The following is an 18,389-nucleotide window of genomic DNA, read 5'->3' on the forward strand; positions in this document are numbered from 1 at the left end:
ACACCCCCTTCCTCGTCCGGGTACTCACCGAAACAGGAGCACCACATGTCCAGCACCACCATCCTCGACTTCACGGGCCAGAAGGTCATCGTCATCGGCGGCACCAGCGGCATGGGCTACGCCATCGCGCGCCACGTCCTCGACGCCGGCGGCAGTGCCGTCGTCGTCGGGCGCACGCAGGCCGGCGCCGACGAGGCAGCGGCCGCGCTGTCCACCCACGGCAAGGCCGTCGGCCTGGCGGCCGACCTGGCCGACCTCTCGGCGGTCGACCGCCTGCGGGTCATCCTCACCGACCAGCACGCCGACGCCACCCTGCTCGTCAACGCGGCCGGTGTCTTCGCCCCGAAGTCCTTCCTGGAGCACACGCACGCGGACTACGACCGCTACCAGGCCATCAACCGGGCCTTCTTCTTCCTCACCCAGACCGTCACGGGCAACATGATCGACCGTGGAGCGAAGGGCTCCATCGTCAACATCGGCTCCATGTGGGCCCACCAGGCCATCGCCGCCACGCCGTCCTCGGCGTACTCGATGGCCAAGGCCGCCCTCCACTCGCTCACCCAGCACCTCGCGCTGGAACTCGCCCCCCACGGCATCCGCGTCAACGCGGTGGCCCCGGCCGTCGTACGCACCCCGATCTACGAAGAGTTCATCCCCAAGGCGGACGTCGACTCCGCGCTCGACGGCTTCAACACCTTCCACCCCCTCGGCCGGACCGGCACGCCCGACGACGTCGCCGCCACCGTCGCCTTCCTCCTGTCGGACCGGACCGACTGGGTCACCGGTGCCATCTGGGACGTCGACGGCGGCGTCATGGCCGGACGCAACTGACCGGCCCCAGCCGGCCTCGGACGCCATCGGCCCACCCCCCTCCGCTCAACCCACATGTCAACCCACCGAAGGAACCCGCACTCATGTCTGTGATCAACGAGGTCGACGTCCAGGCTCTCCAGGACACCACGGCCGCCGTCCAGGCCAACCCCAAGCTCGGACAGGCCACCTTCTCGCTCAACGGCTCTTGGCAGGGCGGCTGCCGGCTCACCGCGGAGACCGGCGCGATGACCCAGGGCGGTGAGCGAGACCAGACGCGCGTCGCGCGGTACGTGATGAGCAGCGACGAACCCGTCGCGCTGCTGGGCACCGACACCGCGGTCTCCCCCGGCGAGTACGTGCTGCAGGCGCTCGCCGGGTGCTACACCGTCACGCTCGCCGTCAACGCTGCCGCGCAGGGCATCGAGCTCAAGAGTTTCCGCCTGGAGCTCGAAGGCGATGTCGACCTTCGAGGATTCCTCGGTATCGACCCCTCGGTAAGGCCGGGCCTACAGCAGGTGCGAGTCTGCCTCCACGTCGACGCCCCGGACACCACGCGTGAGCAGCTTGAGGAACTCCTCTCCCTCGTCGAGAACCGCTCGCCCATCCGCGACTCGCTGATCAGCCCCGTCGACGTCGTCGCAACCCTCGCGTAGACCACCGCATCCGGGTACTCGGCATGACGGCGTCGGACGGCGAACGTGTGGGAGGCACAGCGATGCCGGGCGGGTTCCGGACGGACACCGGTGCGGTGGCGGCCCCCATGCTGGATCGCTGCTGGATCGTGGCTCTCGACGGACGATCGATGCAGGTCACTGCGAAGCCGTCGATGTTCCGCTTCAACGTGTAGTGCGTTCCGTAGCATCGGCGCAGCGATCTGACACATATGCAGGTCAGACGGGGGCGATCCCAAGCGGGGTCGCCCCCGTTGCCGCTCCCGCTGCTGGGAGCTGCGCGGCACACAGATGCTGTCCCCGGCGCGTCAGCTTCACGGTCCTTGCCGAGGGAGTGAGCTCGTGATTGAGCAGCTCTGCATGGAGAGTAACTCTGTTCGCGCACGATTGGCTGTGGGGGTGCGCAGTCTCCCCGGCAAGGGCGGCGACTTCGAAGAGGCTATGGAGAGTGGCTCCCGGGTCCCGTTGGGCTGTGCTTCGTCAGGGTCGGTATCGGAGTGGATGGTCCGCTGGGATTTCCACGATTGCAACTTTGTGACCGTCCGGGTCGGCGATCCACATCTCGATGAGGCCCCACGGCTCCTGCACGGGCGGCCGCAGCACCTCGACGCCACGGGCCCGCAGTTCTTCGTGTGCGGTGGCCACGTCCGCCACCTGGAGCCACAACTGGAGGGTGTCCGTGGCCGGATCCGCGGCGCGTCCGGAGACCTCCAGGAAGCCACCGCCCAGGAAGTAGACCGTGCCACGGTGGGGCCCCGTACCGAATTCCCGGTAGATCTCCAGCCCCAGCGCCTCCCCGTAGAACGCCCGCGACCGCTCGGGGTCGGACGGCCGCAACAACACCCTGCTGCTCAGTACGTGCACCATGCCAGGACCCTACGGCCCGCGGCCGGGCGCGGCCTTTCGTCACCGCCGAAAGCCCGTGGCGAAAGGCCCTGACACGGCAGGCATACCGCTTGTTAGCCTCCATGCAGTCATTCGTGCCGCTCTGAGAGGACTCCGCGCGCCATGCCCACCAGCGAGCTGACCTTCCGTACCGCCCTCGACGCCGACGTCCCCGGGCTCGTCGAGCTCATCGAGTCGGCGTACCGCGGCGACACCAGCCGGACCGGCTGGACGACGGAGGCGGATCTGCTGGCGGGGCAGCGCACCGACCCGGACGGCGTGACCGCCGTGGTGCGCAAAGCGGACGGCCGACTGCTGATCGCCGAGCGGGACGGGGAGCTGATCGCCTGCTGCCAGCTCGAACACCGCGGGGACCACGCGTACTTCGGGATGTTCGCGGTGCGCCCGCAGCTCCAGGGCGGCGGCCTCGGCAAGGTGATCATCGCGGAGGCCGAGCGGATCGCGCGGGAGACCTGGGGCGTACGCGAGATGCGGATGACGGTCATCCGGCAGCGCGACGAGCTGATCGCCTGGTACGAGCGCCGCGGCTACCGGCGCACCGGAGAGCTCACCCCGTTCCCGTACGGCGATGAGCGGTTCGGCATCCCGCAGCGCCCCGACCTGGAGTTCGAGCTGCTGGTCAAGCCGCTCGGCTGAGCCACGCCGGGCCGGCGGCGGAGCCCGTCCGATGGCCGGTCCCCCATGGGCGTGCGACCGGGCGGCGGCGACGGCCGGCGCTCACAGCCGTCCCGCCTGGATGATCCGTCGCAGGAACTGCCGGGTGCGGTCCTGCTGCGGGTCCCCGAAGACCTGCTCGGGAGTGCCGCGTTCCACCACCACCCCGCCGTCCAGGAAGCACACCTGGTCGGCGACCTCCCGCGCAAAGCCCATCTCATGGGTGGCGATGACCATCGTCATCCGCTCCTCCTTCAGATCGCGGACGACGCCGAGCACCTCGCCGACCAGCTCCGGGTCGAGCGCCGCGGTGATCTCGTCCAGCAGGAGCAGCCGGGGCCGCCCGGCCAGTGCGCGGACGATCGCCACCCGCTGCTGCTGGCCGCCGCTGAGCCGGTCCGGGTACTCGCCGGCCCGCCCGCCGAGCCCGAGCCGCTCCAGCAGCTCGCGGGCCCGTGCCTCGGCCTGCGCGCGCGGCACCCCGTGCACCCGGCGGGGCGCCAGCGTGATGTTGTCCAGCACGGTCATGTGCGGGAAGAGGTTGTAGGCCTGGAAGACCACGCCGATCCTGCGGCGCACGGAGTCCGCGTCGATCCGCGGGTCGGTGATCTCCGCGCCGTCCAGGAAGATCGCGCCGTCGTCGATCTCCTCCAGCAGGCCGGCGCAGCGCAGCAGCGTGGACTTGCCCGACCCCGAGGCGCCGATCAGCGTGGTCACGGTGTGCGCCGGGACCGCGAGGTCCACATCCCGCAGTACGACCGTGCCCCGTCCGTATGTCTTGCGCACGGCCTCCAGCCGCAGCACCGGGCCGTCGCCGGGCGCCTCGTGGCCGACGGCCCCGTCGGCCGGCCGCGGGGTGTCGTCGGTCGTGCTCATACCAGGCCTCCCTGGGCGCGCTTGCGGTCCATGCGGGCCGTGATCCAGTCCGTGCCACGCGTCATCGGGATCGTCAGCGCGACGAAGACGAGACCGGCCACGACGTACGGCGTGAAGTTGAAGTCCCTGCCGGCGATGATCTGCGCCGCGTAGACCGCGTCCACCGCGCCCGCGATGGAGACCAGACCGGTGTCCTTCTGCAGCGAGACCAGATCGTTCAGCAGCGGCGGCACCACCCGCCGCACCGCCTGCGGCAGCACCACGAAGCGCAGCGTCTGCCCGCCGCTCAGCCCCAGCGACCGGGCCGCGGCCCGCTGCGAGGGGTGCACCGACTCGATGCCGGCCCGGAAGACCTCGGCCACATACGCCGAGTACGTCAGGACCAGCGCGGCGCCGCCGAGCATCACCGGATCGGTGGTCACGCCCTGGAGCCGCAGCGCCGGCACCCCGAAGACCACCATCAGCAGACAGATGATCAGCGGCAGTCCGCGGAAGAAGTCGGTGTATGCGGTGGCCAGGGCGCGCAGCGGGAAGAACACCGGGCCGCGCAGCGTCCGGGCCACCGCCAGCAGCAGCCCGAGCACGAGCACCGCCGCGCCGCACACCACCAGCAGCCGCAGATTCAGCAGCAGCCCGTCCAGGACCTCCGGCAGCGCCTTGCGCGCATACGCGGCGCTGAAGAAGGTCTCCCGGGTGCGCGGCCAGCCGGGGGAGCGGGTGATCACGAGGAACAGGACGACGGCGGTGACCAGGGTGCTCAGCGCGGCGACGCCGACCGCGCGCCGGGCCCTGGCCCGCTTGAAGCGCTCCCGCTCCACCCGCCGCTGCGAGGGCACGTACCCGCCCTCCTCGGAGGAGCCGTTCACCACGCCTTTCGAGGACGTCATGTGAGCACCGGGACGGACACCGCGTCGGTCAGCCACTTCTTCTCCAGCGCGGCGAGGGTGCCGTTCCTGCGCAGCGCGTCCACCGCGGCGCTCACACACCCGGTGAGCCGGCTCTCCTTGTCCAGGACCAGGCCGAACTGCTCCTTCGCGGCGCCGGTGGCGGCGAACTGCCCGACCACCTCGGCGTCCTTCACCTCGGCGGATGTGATGAAGAAGGCCGTCGGCAGATCGGTGAGGATCGCGTCGACCTGACCGTTCTTCAGCGCGGACTTGGCGAGGTCGTTCTTCTGAAAGACGGCCGGGGGCTCCGTCGGCCGGACGGTGTCATGGATGACGTCCAGGCTGGTACTGCCCACCTGGGCGCCGAGCTTGAGCCCACGGAGACCGGCGATGCTCCTTGCGTGCGCGGCCTTGGAGCCCTTCAGCGCGATGACCGCCTGCCGTACGTCGTAGTAGCCGGAGGAGAAGGCGACGGCCCGTTTGCGTGCGGCGTTGATGGAGACCTGGTTGATGTCGAAGTCGAACTTCTTCTCGCCGGGCGCGAAGGCGTTGTTGAACGGCACGGTCTGCCAGTGCACCGCGCCCTTGTCATAGCCCAGTTGCCGGGCGACGGCGTAGGCGACCGCCGATTCGAAGCCCTTGCCGCTCGCCGGGTCGTCGTCGTGGAACCACGGCGCATACGCGGGCTTGTCGGTGCCGATCGTGAGCGTGCCGCGGGCGACGGTGGGCAGTTTGCCGCGGTCACAGCTCTGCGTGCCCCGCCCGGCGGCCCGTGGGCCACCGGGGGACTCGTCCTGTGGGGCACAGCCGACGGCCGCCGCGAGCAGCACGACGGTGGTGCAAGCGGCAAGGCGGAGGGGGCAGTTGGCGAGGCGCATGGCGGGAGAGTGGCAGTGCGCGAGGCCGTCTGTCGAGATCACCGGGCGAAACGTCCGCATGGTGGAAGCTCGTTGCACCGCTGTGAACTGCGGGTTTCTCAGCTGACAGACAACGGGCACCCGGGGCGCGCGACGGGAGGGAGGCCCGGCTCGTACCGGCCGGCCCGTACCACCCGGCGCGGTCCGTCCAGGGCCTGATCCGAACGACAGGCCCTCGGCCCTCGCCGGGGGCCTGGCCTCCTCACGCCGTGAAGCGCACCGCCCGCCGGATCTCCGGCAGATCGGTCACCACGCCGTCCAGGCCCAGCCCGCGCGCGAGCCGGAGCTGGTCGTGGGTGTTGACGGTCCAGCCCAGGACCTTCAGATGGGCGGCGTGGGCCCGCTCGACCAGCTCCAGGGTGAGCCGCCGGATGTTCAGGGACAGCATCGTCGCCCCGACGGCCTGTGCACGGTCGACGACATCGGCGCCGTACCGGCTGGCGACCAGCGCGGTGCGCACGCCGGGCAGCAGGGTGCGGATGGCGGCCAGCGCCTCGTCGTGGAAGGAGATCACCTCGACCCGACCGGTCAGATCGCGCGCCCGCATCACCTCGGCCAGCGCCTGCGCGGCCGCCACATCCTTGATCTCGGCCTGCAACGGTGCCTTGACGGCCTCCACGACCTCCTCGAAGACGGGGATCCGCTCGCCCCGCCCGGCATCGAGTTCACGCAGCTCGGCGAGGGTGCGCTCGGAGATCGGGCCGGCGCCGTCGGTGGTCCGGTCGACATCCGCGTCGTGCATCACGACCAGCGAGCCGTCCTTGCTCAGATGCAGATCCAGTTCGATGACATCGAGGCCTTCGTGCTCGGCGCGGACGAAGGAACGCAGGGTGTTCTCCGGCTCGACGCCCATCATCCCGCGGTGTCCGATGGTGAGAAAGGACAAGGCTGCCTCGCTTCTGTCGGCTCGGTGCTGCTGTCGGCTCTGGAGCATGTCGACCGTCGACCGTCGGCCACGGCGTCCGTCGGCCACGGCGTACGAAACGGCGCACAGCCTAACGGGACCGGGCAGGGAAAGAAGGGGTGCCGAACGGACCGCGGTGTGTCCAGTACGGGTACCCGCCAGATCCGGCGGCAGACCACTTCACCCTCATGTGGGCGATTCCCCGGTGCGCTGACGACGTCCCGGAGCCGGGACGCGGCGTCGGAGGTGTCCGGCGCGGGGAAGCCTCCGGGGCGCGGCAGGACGCCGCGCCCCGGCGTCCGAGCGGGTGTGGCATATGCCACAAGGGCTGGGGAGGGCGTCGCGCGGCCCTGTCCGGCGAGGTGCGCCCAGGGGCCCTCCCAGGGCCCCTCCGGACCCCGTCCAGGGCCCGCTCGCGGCTCTCTCACGGGCTTGTGGGCTCCCGGAGGAAGCGCAGCGAGTGCTGGCCCGACTGGTAGGAAGTAGCGCTCAGAGCATCTCGCGCAGGAAAAATCGGCGTGTGAACGGGGTGTCAACAGGATAATTTTCAGCTAGCCCACTTGAGTGGACGATCCTTGGCTGGTTACCGTGTCCTGACAACACGATCTACCGCCGGAGGGCAGTCATGACGGAAATTCTTTCGCCTGTGGGTGTCCAGGGGGGCACCACGACCGCAGGGAGTGTGGTCGGGCACCCGGCGTGGCCCGTGCTCAAGAACGCGGTCGAGACCATCCGCCCCTGGCAGTCCAAGGACGGTTCGGTCGACCTGGAGGCGGAGGGCGCGCCGAGCGCCGACGCCGTCCGTACGGAGGTCGACCGGGTGATAGCGGCCCTCGGGGAGCTCGCCCCGCTGCTCCCGCACAACGCCGCCTACCACCAGGCGCTCGCCGCCGACCTGCGCCGCTGGGCCGACGGCGGCTTCGGCGTGCCGGATTTCCTCGACTCGCTGCTCGCCTTCCAGCCCGCCCGGCAGCGTGCCGACGGCCTCCAGCACCTCGTGCTGTTCCCCATGTACACCCAGAACGGCAACCCGGACCGCAACTTCGAGGCCGTCGTCCTGCGCATGGTCTGGCCGGACTGGCTCGCCGAGCTGGAGCGCACCCGCTACGACAACGCGCTCTTCTGCGGCATCACCTTCGAGGACTTCACGGCCGGCTACGACACCAACTCCGCGGTGCTCTTCCCGGAGACCATCGCCGTGCGCGAGGCCCCCGAGCGCTTCAGCTGGGGCGGCATCTTCTGCGACCGCGAGGCCGCCCGCTTCCGGCGGGTCAGCCAGGCCGCCGTCGAGACCCTGGGCCTGGAACTCCCCGAGGACATCAGCGAGATGCTCGCCGACCAGGGGCGCTGCCAGGAGGCGTTCGTCCTGTGGGACATGGTGCACGACCGCACCCACAGCCACGGTGACCTGCCGTTCGACCCCTTCATGATCAAGCAGCGCCAGCCGTTCTGGATGTACGGCCTGGAGGAGCTGCGCTGTGACCTCACCGCCTTCAAGGAGGCCGTGAAGCTGGAGGCCGAGGGGTACGCGCAGGCCCGCGACGTACAGTTCGCAGTGATCTTCGACCGGATGTTCCGCTTCCCGGTCACCGGCGACCGCGTCCGCAACTACGACGGCCTGGGCGGACAGCTGCTCTTCGCGTACCTCCACAAGCACGACGTCGTACGCTGGACGGACAACACACTGCACATCGACTGGGAGCGGGCGCCCAAGGTCACCAACCAGCTGTGCGGCGAGATCGAAAAGCTCTACCGCGACGGCATCGACCGGCCCAAGCTGGTCCACTGGTTCGCCGCGTACGACCTCGTCTCGACCTACCTCGCACCGCACCCGGGGTCGGTCTGGGCCAAGGGACCCGACGCCCTCGACCTGGACCAGCCGCCGCGCAAACTCGTGGACGACGTGCTCCCCGACGAGTTCCCGCTGAGCATGTTCTACGAGGCGCTCGCCAAGAAGCTGCGTGCTGTGATCGCATCCACCAAGGGCATCACGGCCCACAGCGATGAATTGGCGGCGGCATGAAGACCGACCGGAACACCCGGCGGACGGCCGTCCAGGAGCAGGACGAGGAGGCGACGGAGATGGTGACGTCGACGGGCGGCCAGGGGCCGCTGGAGGGTGCGGTCATCGCAGTGGCGGGCGCGGCCGGACCGGCCGGCCGGGCGACCCTGCTGCGGCTGGCCGAGGCGGGCGCGGTGGTGGTCGGCTCGGACTCCAACCCCGAGCGGCTGGCAGAGGCCGTGGACGCGGCCCGCTACGCCCACGGGGGCGCCACGGTGATAGGGGAGACGGTGGACCTCCTCGACGTGGACCAGGCCCGGGAGTGGGCGGCCCGTACGGAGAAGGAGTTCGGCCGGGTCGACGGCCTGGTGCACCTGGTCGGCGGCTGGCGCGGCTCGTCGACCTTCGCGGAGACCGACCTCACGGACTGGGAAACGCTCCACAAGCTGCTGGTCCGCACCGTGCAGCACACCTCCCTCGCGTTCTACGAGGCCCTCGAACGCAGCGGCAACGGCCGCTTCCTCCTCACCAGCGCGGCCGGCGCCAGCAAGCCCACCGGGGGCAACGCCGCCTATGCCGCGTCCAAGGCCGCCGCCGAGGCCTGGACGCTCGCCATGGCGGACGGCTTCCGCAAGGCGGGGGGTGAGCAGGGGCCGCGCGCCGCGGCTGCCATCCTGATCGTGAAGGCGCTCGTCAACGACCAGATGCGCGCCGAGCGACCGAACGCCAAGTTCGCGGGCTTCACGGATGTCACGGAGCTGGCCGAGGCCATCGCCGGGGTCTGGAGCCGGCCCGCCCAGGAAGTGAATGGACAGCGTCTGTGGCTGACCCCCGAGCCGTGACCGGAGCGAAGACCGACGCCCGGCCGCACCACGACCCCGAGATACGCGGCTTCGCCAGCGACAACTACGCGGGCGCGCATCCGGAGGTTCTCGCCGCGCTCACGCTCGCCAACGGCGGCCACCAGGTCGCCTACGGCGAGGACGACTACACCGAGCACCTCCAGCGGGTCGTCCGCAGCCATTTCGGGCAGCGCGCGGAAGCGTTCCCGGTGTTCAACGGAACCGGCGCCAACGTCGTCGCGCTGCAGGCCGTGACCGACCGCTGGGGAGCGGTGATAGCGGCCGACACCGCGCACATCCATGTCGACGAGTGCGGTGCGCCCGAGCGGGTCGGCGGGCTGAAGCTGCTCACCGTACCGACCGAGGACGGCAAGCTCACCCCCGAGCTGATCGACCGCGAGGCGTACGGCTGGGACGACGAGCACCGCGCCATGCCGCAGGTCGTGTCGATCACCCAGAGCACGGAGCTGGGCACGGTCTACACGCCCGACGAGATCCGGGCGATCTGCGAACACGCCCATGAGCGCGGCATGGTGGTGCATCTCGACGGCGCACGGATCGCCAATGCCGCGGCGACGCTCGACGTCCCGATGCGGGCCTTCACCAACGCGGTGGGGGTCGACATCCTCTCGTACGGCGGCACCAAGAACGGCGCGGTCTTCGGCGAGGCCGTGATCGTGCTCAACCCCGACCGGGTGCGCGCGATGAAGCATCTGCGCAAGCTGTCGATGCAGTTGGCCTCCAAGATGCGCTTCGTCTCCGTCCAGTTGGAGGCGCTGCTCGCCAAGGACCTGTGGCTGCGCAACGCCCGGCACGCCAACACCATGGCGCAGCGGCTGGCGGCCGGGGTGCGGGACATCGACGGGGTGGAGGTCTGCTACCCCGTGCAGGCGAACGCGGTCTTCGCCCGGCTGCCGCACGATGTCAGCGAGCGGCTGCAGAAGCGCTACCGCTTCTACTTCTGGGACGAGCAGACCGGCCAGGTGCGCTGGATGTGCGCGTTCGACACCACCGAGGCGGACGTCGACGGCTTCCTGGCCGCCCTCCGCGAGGAGATCAGCCGCTGATCCGGACGCCCCCGTCCTGCATGGCTATGCGCCCGACCGAGAAGTCATTGACTCCCGGCCGGGCGCATCGCTACGCTCTCCGCGCATGGAGCTGATCCAGAACACACCGGATATATCCGCCTACTTGGCCCCCTGTGCGGTCATCGATCACGGTCATCCGCTCGTCCGCTCCACTGCCGCGACGCTCGCCGCCGACGCCCCGGATGCATATGCATACGCCAAGGCCGCCTTCACCTTCGTCCGCGACGCCATCCCGCACGGTGCGGACGCCGATGATCCACGGGGCACCTGGCGCGCCTCGGACGTCCTCGCGCTGCGCACCGGCATCTGCTACGCCAAGGCGCACGCCCTCGCGGCCCTGCTGCGGGCCGGGGGCATTCCTGCCGCGCTGTGCTACCAGAAGCTCGACACCGTCCACGGCCTGGTGGCCCTCCGGCTGCCCGGTACGCACCGCTGGATCCGGCAGGATCCGCGGGGCAACAAGCCCGGCGTCGACGCGCAGTTCCGCCTCGACCGCGAGCAGCTCGCCTTCCCTGTGCGGGCCGAGTGCAACGAACTGGACTACCCGGTGCTATTTGCTGAACCGCACCCCGTCGTGCTCCAATGCCTCCGCGAGGCCGTCGACCGGTCTCACCTCTGGCAGACGCTCCCCACCGACCTCTGAGGACGCCCCCATGCCCGTCTCTTCGCACGCCCCCGATTCCGGCATGAGCTGCGCCCTGCACGTCTCCGACGAGGTGCGCGCCCTGGCGCCCGGCTTCGGCTACCTCGCCGTCGAGGCCCACGGCCTGACCAACGGGCCCAGCGACGACGCCGGCTCGGCGCTCCTGGACGAGGCCGCCCGACGGCTGGCAGCGCGCCTCGACGGGCGCGCCCCGCAGGAGGACCCGCACCTCGCCGCCTGGCGGGCCGCGTACACCGCCTTCGGCAGCAAACCGTCGCGCACCCGCAACTCCGCCGAGGCGCTGGCCAGGCGGGCGCTCGCGGACGGTGGCCTGCCGCGCATCAACCGGCTGGTCGACCTCTACAACGCGATCAGCGTCGCCCATCTCATCCCCGTGGGCGGCGAGGACCTGGACCGCATCCAGGGCGGGATGCGGCTGGTCAGGGCCACCGGCGAAGAACCCTTCGCGACCGCCGCCGGTGGCGCCGAGGTCATCGAGCACCCCGATGCGGGCGAGGTGGTCTGGTGTGACGAGGAGGGCGTCACCTGCCGCCGCTGGAACTGGCGTCAGGGCGTACGCACCCGCCTTACCGAGGACTCGGTCAGCGCGCTGTTCCTGCTGGAGCGGATGGCCCCCATGCCGCTCGATGCCCTGTCGGTCGCCGGCGCCGAGCTGGCCGAGGCGCTGCACAAGGCCTGCCCGGACGCCCGTATCGAGATCGGCGAGATCTGGTCGCAGTGAGCCGGGCGGCCGGCAGTCGCCCGGCAGACGGCAGGCCACCGGCAGACCGGCCGGCCCCGGCCCCGCGTCGGGCTAGGCGAGGCCCCCGGGCGCGGCGGGTGCGGTGCCGCCGAGATGGGCCGGCATCCACCAGGTGTCGTCGGGACCCTTGGGGCGTACGGGATAGGCGCGCTGAGCCGCCTCCAGGAGGTCCTGCACCCGGGACCGCAGCCGGTCGGTGATCTTCTCGGCCGCCTCGGCCGGATCGGCCTCCATCGGCTCGCCCACCCGGATCGTTATCGGCAGGTGGTGGCGGCCCAGATCGCGCTTGTGGCCCTTGGTCCACAGGCGCTGGGTGCCCCACAGTGCCACCGGCAGCAGCGGCACCCCGGCCTCCTGGGCCAGCCGCGCGGCTCCCGACTTGAAGGTCTTCAGGGTGAAGGACTCGGAGATCGTCGCCTCGGGGAAGACGCCGATGATCTCTCCCGAACGCAGCGCCGACAGGGCGTGCTTGTAGGCGTCCATGCCCTGCGCCCGGTCCACGGGGATGTGCTTCATCGCGCGCATCAGCGGCCCCGACACCTTGTGCCGGAAGACCGACTCCTTCGCCATGAAGCGCACCAGCCGCTTCGCCGGCCGTGCGGTCAGACCGGCGAAGACGAAGTCCAGATAGCCGATGTGATTGCTCACCAGCACCGCCCCGCCGCGGCGCGGAACATGGTCCGTCCCGGCGATGTCGAATTTCAGATCGAGCGCCTTGAAGAGGGTGCGGGCGGCGCCGATCACCGGCGGATAGACGAGCTCTGCCATTGTCCGGAGGACCCCTTTTGCCACGCCTGGGGAGGGTTCTCCCGGCGGAAACCTACGCAGCCGTAACTGCGGCTTTCGGAGATCGTGCCCGATGTCGGCCGTGGCGGCCAGCGCGGCAGCCGCCACGGCCGGGAGATTCTTGTCACGTGTAAGGGCCGCCGGGCCGCCCGTCCGCAGTGGCACACGGCGCCGAGCGCACCGCGGTGAGTGCCCCGACGCTGCTGGGGAAGGGCGTCACGTGGACCGCGACCGCCCGGGGAATGGCGTCACGCGGACCGATCGCCCGGGAATCTTTATGGCCCCGCGGACGCTGCACCCTGGACGACCGGACAGGTGGTGCGGGTCGCGGCGCCCACGACGGCGGGCTCCTCGGACGAAGGCACCACGACACAGCAATCCGATGACACCACTACACAGCAAGGGGAGGCCGACGGTGCAGGAGCGGGACGACCGCGGCGGGGCGGCGCGGCTGGGCGCCGCCGAGATCGGCGCGGCGCTGGGGGAGCGGGCCACCCTGCTGCAGTTCTCCAGCGCCTTCTGTCAGCCCTGCCGGGCCACCCGGCGCACCCTCGCCGAGGTCGCCGGCATGGTCGAGGGGGTGGCTCATGTCGAGATCGACGCGGAGGACCATCTCGCGCTCGTACGGGAGCTGGAGGTGCTGCGCACCCCGACGGTCCTGGTGCTCGACGCGGAGGGCGCGATCGTGCGCCGCGCCGCCGGGCAGCCCCGCAAGGCCGATGTCATCGCCGCCCTGGGTGCGGCCGTCCGTGATTGATCTCCCAGATGGCGGGCGCCCCTTGACGCTGTGCGTCACGCGTCGTCACTCTGACGTGATGCGGCCAGGATTCCTTCTCTACGGACGCGCCCACGTCGACCTGCTGCGGACTGCCAGCTCCCGCTGTCCGGGCACGTGAGCAGCGACGACCTCACAGCCGCCGGCCGCGGCCCGGTGCCGGCGGCCCCGCCCGGGCCCGTACACCACATCTGAAGGACAACTCCATGACGGCCTCGCCCGGCCTCGGAACGCCCCGTACCGCCTCTCCCGAGCTGCTGCGCTCGGTCTTCCGGCAGCATGCCGCGGGTGTCGCGGTGATCACCGCGCACGGCTCCCGCCCCGTCGGTTTCACCGCCACCTCCCTCACCTCCGTTGCCGCCGACCCGCCGCTGCTCTCCTTCGGCATCGGTACCGGCTCCTCCAGTTGGCCGACCGTCTCGGAGGCCGAGCACATCGGCGTCCACATACTCGGCGAGCACCAGCAGGAGCTGGCGGCCACGTTCGCGCGCAGCGGAGCCGACCGTTTCGGTCCCGCCACCTCCTGGCGCACGGGTCCCGCGGGAGTGCCCCTTCTCGACGGCGTCCTGGCCTGGCTGGTGTGCAAGGTCGTGGCGCGGGTGCCGGCCGGTGACCATCACCTCGTGCTCGCCCAGCCCGTGATCGGCGACCCCGCGGGGCCCGGCCGTCCGCTCCTCTATCACCAGGGCCGCTTCAACGCGCTGCGGGACTGACGGGTTCCCGCTCCGCCTCTTCGGCGCCCGGTCGGGGTCGTTGGCAACGTCACATTTCGACGGCCTTGATTCGGGGCACGAGACTGGATGTACTGGCGAGTAATATGACGGTCGGCGTGGGGAATCGCTTCCGCCCGGGAGCCGCCCCCAGTGACGCCTATGCTGCCAGCACCAGGCAGTTCTGAAGAGACGAAGCAGGTAGGAGAGTCGGCGTGAGCTTGAGGATCGTTGTCTGTGTGAAGTACGTGCCCGACGCCACCGGCGACCGGCACTTCGCCGAGGATCTGACCGTCGACCGTGACGATGTGGACGGTCTGCTCTCGGAGCTCGACGAGTACGCCGTCGAGCAGGCCCTGCAGATCAAGGAAGCGGCCGACGACGCGGAGATCACGGTCCTCACCGTGGGCCCCGAGGACGCCAACGACGCGCTGCGCAAGGCGCTGTCGATGGGCGCCGACAAGGCCGTCCACGTCGAGGACGACGACCTGCACGGCACCGACGCGCTCGGCACCTCGCTCGTGCTCGCGAAGGCCATCGAGAAGACCGGTTACGACCTCGTCGTCTGCGGTATGGCCTCCACCGACGGCACGATGGGTGTGCTGCCCGCGCTGCTCGCCGAGCGGCTGAACGTCCCTCAGGTCACCCAGCTCTCCGAGGTTGCCGTCGCCGACGGCAAGGTCACCGGCCGCCGGGACGGCGACACCGCCAGCGAGCAGCTGGAGGCCGCGCTGCCGGCCGTCGTCTCCGTCACCGACCAGTCGGGCGAGGCGCGCTACCCGTCCTTCAAGGGCATCATGGCCGCCAAGAAGAAGCCGGTGGAGTCCCTGGACCTGGAGGACCTGGAGATCGAGGCGGACGAGGTCGGCCTCGAGGGTGCCTGGACCAAGGTCGACGACGCCACCGAGCGTCCGGCCCGTACGGCGGGCACGATCGTCAAGGACGAGGGCGAGGGCGGCAAGCAGCTCGCCGAGTTCCTCGCGGGCCAGAAGTTCATCTGAGCCACAGCCCTTACCACCGCCCTCATTCTTCCCGCAGGAGAGCAATCCCATGGCTGAAGTCCTTGTCTACGTCGACCACGTGGACGGCGCCGTCCGCAAGCCCACCCTCGAACTGCTCACCCTCGCCCGCCGTATCGGCGAGCCGGTGGCCGTCCACCTCGGCGCCAACGCCGAGGAGGCCGCGAAGGTCCTCGCCGAGCACGGCGCGGTGAAGGTGCTGGCCGCCGACGCGCCCGAGTTCGCCGAGTACCTCGTCGCCCCCAAGGTCGATGCACTGCAGGCCGCTTACGACGCGGTCTCTCCGGCCGCCGTGCTGCTGCCGTCCTCCGCGGAGGGCAAGGAGATCGGTGCCCGCCTCGCGGTCCGCATCGGCTCCGGCATCATCACCGACGCCGTCGACCTGGAGGCCGGCGACGAGAGCCCGGTGGCCACGCAGTCCGTCTTCGCGGCCTCGTACACCACCAAGTCCCGTGTCTCCAAGGGCACTCCGGTCATCACGGTCAAGCCCAACTCCGCCGCCCCGGAGGCCGCGCCGGCCGCCGGTACGGTCGAGCAGCTCGCGGTGACCATCGCCGACTCCTCCAAGGGCACCAAGATCGTCTCGCGCACGCCGCGCGAGTCGACCGGCCGCCCGGAGCTGACCGAGGCCGCGATCGTGGTCTCCGGTGGCCGTGGCGTCAACGGCGCGGAGAACTTCCCGGTCATCGAGGCGCTCGCCGACTCGCTCGGTGCGGCCGTCGGCGCCTCGCGCGCCGCGGTGGACGCCGGCTGGTACCCGCACACCAACCAGGTCGGCCAGACCGGTAAGTCGGTCTCGCCGCAGCTGTACATCGCGGCCGGCATCTCCGGCGCGATCCAGCACCGCGCCGGTATGCAGACCTCGAAGACCATCGTCGCGATCAACAAGGATGCCGAGGCGCCGATCTTCGACCTGGTCGACTACGGCGTGGTCGGCGACCTCTTCGAGGTCGTCCCGTCCCTCACCGACGAGGTCAAGACCCGCAAGGGCTGAGCCCGCGGTGCGCGCCGGAGCCCGCTTCGGCGCGCGCACGAGGCCCCGTACGCGCGCTGCGTACGGGGCCTCGTGCTGCCGGCGGCAGGGTCCTGGGAGGGCGGCGGTCTCAGCCGCCCGTCACCCCGTCGATCCGCTCCCGCAGCAGATCCGCATGGCCGTTGTGGCGGGCATACTCCTCGATCATGTGGACGTAGATCCAGCGCAGATTCCGCGTCACCTGGCTGCCCTGGAAGGTCTCGTCCAGCCCCCGGTCCGCCACGGCCTTGTCGCAGGCCTCGATCTCGGCGCGGAACGCCGCGAATTCGCGCTCGGCGGCGGCCGGGTCGAGGTCGTCGAAATCGGCGTCCAGGTTGTCGTCGGTGATGTAGGGGGAGCCGATGTCCTCACCGACGAAGCGCCGGCGGAACCAGGAGCGTTCCACCTCGGTCATGTGGCGCACCAGCCCGAGCAGCGTGAGGTTGGACGGCGGGCTGCTCGCCTGGACGAGCTGCTCGGCGGTGAGCCCGGCGCACTTGGTGAGCAGGGTGTCGCGGTGGAAGTCGAGCCAGCGCTGGAGCATCTCCCGTTCGCCGGCCGCGGCGGGAAATTCTCTGCGCTCGATGGAGGGTGCGATCCACGTCATGCGGCCGATTCTTTCGGCACCCGCACCGGGGTGCCACGTATTTTCGGGGGCCGTCACGCGCCCGTGGCCTGCGCCGTCTCGGGCGAGGGGTGTTGACCGCGCCAAACCGACACCGATAACTTCGCCATGCGGATTGTCGATTCCATTGAGCGGAAAACGGCTCGTATATCGGGCGTGTGCACCGGGAGGGTACCGAATGGGGCAGCAGGAGACCGTGGCGACGAGCCTCGCGGACGCCGTACGTGCGGGCATCGGAGCCGCCCTCGCCGAGGTGGACGCGGAGCTGGCGCGGCGCTACCCGGGCGACCCCGGCACCCGGCAGCCGGTCCACACGGTCTACGTCCCCGGTGACGTCTTCGCCGCCGACACCGTGCGCTCCTGGGGTGACCAGGCGCTCGCCGCCCTCGATGAGCACGCCCCGGACGCCGCTGCGCTCGCCGCAGTCCTCGGCCTCCCCGACGCGCTCGCCGTCGACGTCCACGACCGCGTCCGCGCCAAGCTGACCCGTGAGCCGGTCGAGGATCTGCGCATCGACTTCGAGGACGGCTACGGCCCCCGCCCGGACGCCGAGGAGGACGAGGCCGCGGCCCGCGCCGCCGCCCTGGTCGCCGCCACGTACCGTGGGGGCACCTCCGGGCCGGAGGCCGGGGGAGGCGCCGCGGCCCCGTACGTGGGCATCCGGATGAAGTGCATGGAGGCCGCCGTCCGCGATCGCGGTATCCGCACCCTCGACATCTTCCTCACCGGCCTCATGCGGGCCGGCGGTCTGCCCGACGGCCTGCTGCTGACGCTCCCCAAGGTCACCTACGCCGAGCAGGTCACCGCCATGGTCCGGCTGCTGGAGGCCTTCGAGAAGGCGCACGGCCTGGAGAGCGGCCGGCTCGGCTTCGAAATCCAGATCGAGACCACCCAGTCGATCCTGGGAGCCGACGGCCGCGCCACCGTCGCCCGCATGATCGAGGCCGCCGAGGGCCGGGCCACGTCGCTGCACTACGGCACCTTCGACTACAGCGCCTCCTGCGGCGTCAGCGCGGCGCACCAGTCCCTCGACCACCCGGTGGCCGACCATGCCAAGGCCGTGATGCAGGTTGCCGCCGCGGGCACCGGCGTCCGCCTCTCCGACGGCTCGACGAACGTCCTGCCGGTCGGCCCGACCGTAAGGGTCCACGACGCCTGGCGGCTGCACCACGGCTTGGTACGCCGCTCGCTGGCCCGTGCCTACTACCAGGGCTGGGACATGCATCCGGGCCATCTGCCCACCCGTTACGCGGCGGTGTACGCCTTCTACCGCGAGGGCCTGGAGCAGGCCGCGGCCCGGCTGGCGGCGTATGTCGCCAAGGCCGGCGGCGAGGTCATGGACGAGCCCGCCACCGCCAAGGCGCTCAGCGGCTATCTGCTGCGCGGCCTGGACTGCGGCGCCGTGGACCCGGAAGAGGTCGCTCGGCTCACCGGTCTTACGCGCGCTGATCTGGACGTGTTGGCGGGGCGGTTGGTGGGGGAGGCCTGAGGGGTGT

20 protein-coding genes are annotated in these 18,389 nt (G+C 70.9%); 13 read left to right on the forward strand and 7 right to left on the reverse strand.

Annotated features, from left to right (window positions below; all coding sequences use genetic code 11):
- Positions 1–45 precede the first annotated feature (45 nt).
- Together EST92_RS01065 and EST92_RS01070 are read left to right on the forward strand one after the other, a co-directional pair.
- Entirely contained in the window at positions 46–831 is a 786-nt protein-coding gene (locus EST92_RS01065; protein ID WP_129279096.1) for an SDR family oxidoreductase, read from the forward strand.
- An 83-nt stretch (positions 832–914) separates the two neighbouring features.
- Complete coding sequence (locus EST92_RS01070; protein WP_129279097.1) at positions 915–1,466, forward strand: OsmC family protein; 552 nt, start codon at positions 915–917, stop codon at positions 1,464–1,466.
- Positions 1,467–1,964: 498 nt separating this feature from the next.
- Here EST92_RS01070 and EST92_RS01075 read toward each other — a convergent pair whose 3' ends face one another.
- Positions 1,965–2,351 (reverse strand): VOC family protein, encoded by a 387-nt coding sequence (locus EST92_RS01075; RefSeq protein ID WP_129279098.1) that lies wholly within the window; start codon positions 2,349–2,351, stop codon positions 1,965–1,967.
- Between the two features lie 141 nt (positions 2,352–2,492).
- Here EST92_RS01075 and EST92_RS01080 point away from each other — a divergent pair, with 141 nt between their 5' ends.
- Positions 2,493–3,026, forward strand: coding sequence for a GNAT family N-acetyltransferase (locus tag EST92_RS01080; protein WP_129279099.1), 534 nt, complete (start codon positions 2,493–2,495; stop codon positions 3,024–3,026).
- 81 nt (positions 3,027–3,107) lie between these two features.
- On the opposite strand, the gene EST92_RS01085 is transcribed toward EST92_RS01080, so the two are convergent.
- The 4 genes from EST92_RS01085 to EST92_RS01100 all read right to left on the reverse strand — a co-directional run bounded on the left by EST92_RS01085 (position 3,108) and on the right by EST92_RS01100 (position 6,610).
- A complete protein-coding gene (locus EST92_RS01085) occupies positions 3,108–3,920 on the reverse strand; it encodes an amino acid ABC transporter ATP-binding protein (RefSeq protein WP_254068373.1) in 813 nt (270 codons plus the stop codon).
- Positions 3,917–4,807: an amino acid ABC transporter permease gene (locus EST92_RS01090; protein ID WP_129279100.1), complete on the reverse strand. Its 891-nt coding sequence runs from the start codon at positions 4,805–4,807 to the stop codon at positions 3,917–3,919. The genes EST92_RS01085 and EST92_RS01090 overlap by 4 nt, the downstream gene beginning before the upstream one ends.
- Positions 4,804–5,685, reverse strand: coding sequence for an ABC transporter substrate-binding protein (locus tag EST92_RS01095; protein ID WP_129279121.1), 882 nt, complete (start codon positions 5,683–5,685; stop codon positions 4,804–4,806). The genes EST92_RS01090 and EST92_RS01095 overlap by 4 nt, the downstream gene beginning before the upstream one ends.
- A 241-nt stretch (positions 5,686–5,926) precedes the next feature.
- A complete protein-coding gene (locus EST92_RS01100) occupies positions 5,927–6,610 on the reverse strand; it encodes a glycerophosphodiester phosphodiesterase family protein (protein WP_129244878.1) in 684 nt (227 codons plus the stop codon).
- Between the two features lie 643 nt (positions 6,611–7,253).
- Here EST92_RS01100 and EST92_RS01105 point away from each other — a divergent pair.
- From EST92_RS01105 to EST92_RS01125, 5 genes are all read left to right on the forward strand, one after another.
- Positions 7,254–8,651, forward strand: a complete 1,398-nt coding sequence (locus EST92_RS01105) for a DUF6421 family protein (RefSeq protein WP_129279101.1) — start codon at positions 7,254–7,256, stop codon at positions 8,649–8,651.
- Between the two features lie 59 nt (positions 8,652–8,710).
- Positions 8,711–9,472 carry an SDR family NAD(P)-dependent oxidoreductase gene (locus EST92_RS01110; protein ID WP_174243890.1) on the forward strand — a complete coding sequence of 254 codons (762 nt, stop codon included), beginning with the start codon at positions 8,711–8,713 and terminating at the stop codon, positions 9,470–9,472.
- Positions 9,469–10,539: a low specificity L-threonine aldolase gene (locus tag EST92_RS01115; RefSeq protein WP_129279102.1), complete on the forward strand. Its 1,071-nt coding sequence runs from the start codon at positions 9,469–9,471 to the stop codon at positions 10,537–10,539. The genes EST92_RS01110 and EST92_RS01115 overlap by 4 nt, the downstream gene beginning before the upstream one ends.
- An 85-nt stretch (positions 10,540–10,624) precedes the next feature.
- Positions 10,625–11,203 carry a transglutaminase domain-containing protein gene (locus EST92_RS01120; protein WP_129279103.1) on the forward strand — a complete coding sequence of 193 codons (579 nt, stop codon included), beginning with the start codon at positions 10,625–10,627 and terminating at the stop codon, positions 11,201–11,203.
- 43 nt (positions 11,204–11,246) lie between these two features.
- Positions 11,247–11,945: a phenylalanine--tRNA ligase beta subunit-related protein gene (locus tag EST92_RS01125; RefSeq protein WP_129279122.1), complete on the forward strand. Its 699-nt coding sequence runs from the start codon at positions 11,247–11,249 to the stop codon at positions 11,943–11,945.
- A 72-nt stretch (positions 11,946–12,017) separates the two neighbouring features.
- Here the strand turns inward: EST92_RS01125 and EST92_RS01130 are convergent, their stop codons facing one another.
- The gene (locus EST92_RS01130; protein WP_129279104.1) at positions 12,018–12,734 is read right to left on the reverse strand and encodes a lysophospholipid acyltransferase family protein; all 717 of its coding nucleotides are present in this window, start codon (positions 12,732–12,734) and stop codon (positions 12,018–12,020) included.
- A 400-nt stretch (positions 12,735–13,134) separates the two neighbouring features.
- Between EST92_RS01130 and EST92_RS01135 the strand changes: the two genes are divergently transcribed.
- The 4 genes from EST92_RS01135 (at position 13,135) to EST92_RS01150 (ending at position 16,250) form a co-directional block, all read left to right on the forward strand.
- Entirely contained in the window at positions 13,135–13,509 is a 375-nt protein-coding gene (locus EST92_RS01135) for a thioredoxin family protein (RefSeq protein ID WP_254068374.1), read from the forward strand.
- Between the two features lie 224 nt (positions 13,510–13,733).
- On the forward strand, positions 13,734–14,240 hold the full coding sequence (locus EST92_RS01140) for a flavin reductase family protein (RefSeq protein WP_129279106.1): 507 nt from the start codon (positions 13,734–13,736) through the stop codon (positions 14,238–14,240).
- A gap of 212 nt (positions 14,241–14,452) precedes the next feature.
- Positions 14,453–15,238 carry an electron transfer flavoprotein subunit beta/FixA family protein gene (locus EST92_RS01145; protein ID WP_129279107.1) on the forward strand — a complete coding sequence of 262 codons (786 nt, stop codon included), beginning with the start codon at positions 14,453–14,455 and terminating at the stop codon, positions 15,236–15,238.
- Between the two features lie 49 nt (positions 15,239–15,287).
- A complete protein-coding gene (locus tag EST92_RS01150; protein WP_129279108.1) occupies positions 15,288–16,250 on the forward strand; it encodes an electron transfer flavoprotein subunit alpha/FixB family protein in 963 nt (320 codons plus the stop codon).
- Between the two features lie 109 nt (positions 16,251–16,359).
- On the opposite strand, the gene EST92_RS01155 is transcribed toward EST92_RS01150, so the two are convergent.
- Positions 16,360–16,875 carry a DinB family protein gene (locus EST92_RS01155; RefSeq protein WP_129279109.1) on the reverse strand — a complete coding sequence of 172 codons (516 nt, stop codon included), beginning with the start codon at positions 16,873–16,875 and terminating at the stop codon, positions 16,360–16,362.
- 196 nt (positions 16,876–17,071) lie between these two features.
- Between EST92_RS01155 and EST92_RS01160 the strand changes: the two genes are divergently transcribed.
- Positions 17,072–18,382 carry an aldolase/citrate lyase family protein gene (locus EST92_RS01160; RefSeq protein ID WP_129279110.1) on the forward strand — a complete coding sequence of 437 codons (1,311 nt, stop codon included), beginning with the start codon at positions 17,072–17,074 and terminating at the stop codon, positions 18,380–18,382.
- Positions 18,383–18,389: the final 7 nt, after the last annotated feature.

The sequence above is a fragment of the Streptomyces sp. TM32 genome (genome assembly GCF_004122755.1).
GTDB classification, from domain to species: Bacteria; Actinomycetota; Actinomycetes; order Streptomycetales; family Streptomycetaceae; genus Streptomyces; species Streptomyces sioyaensis.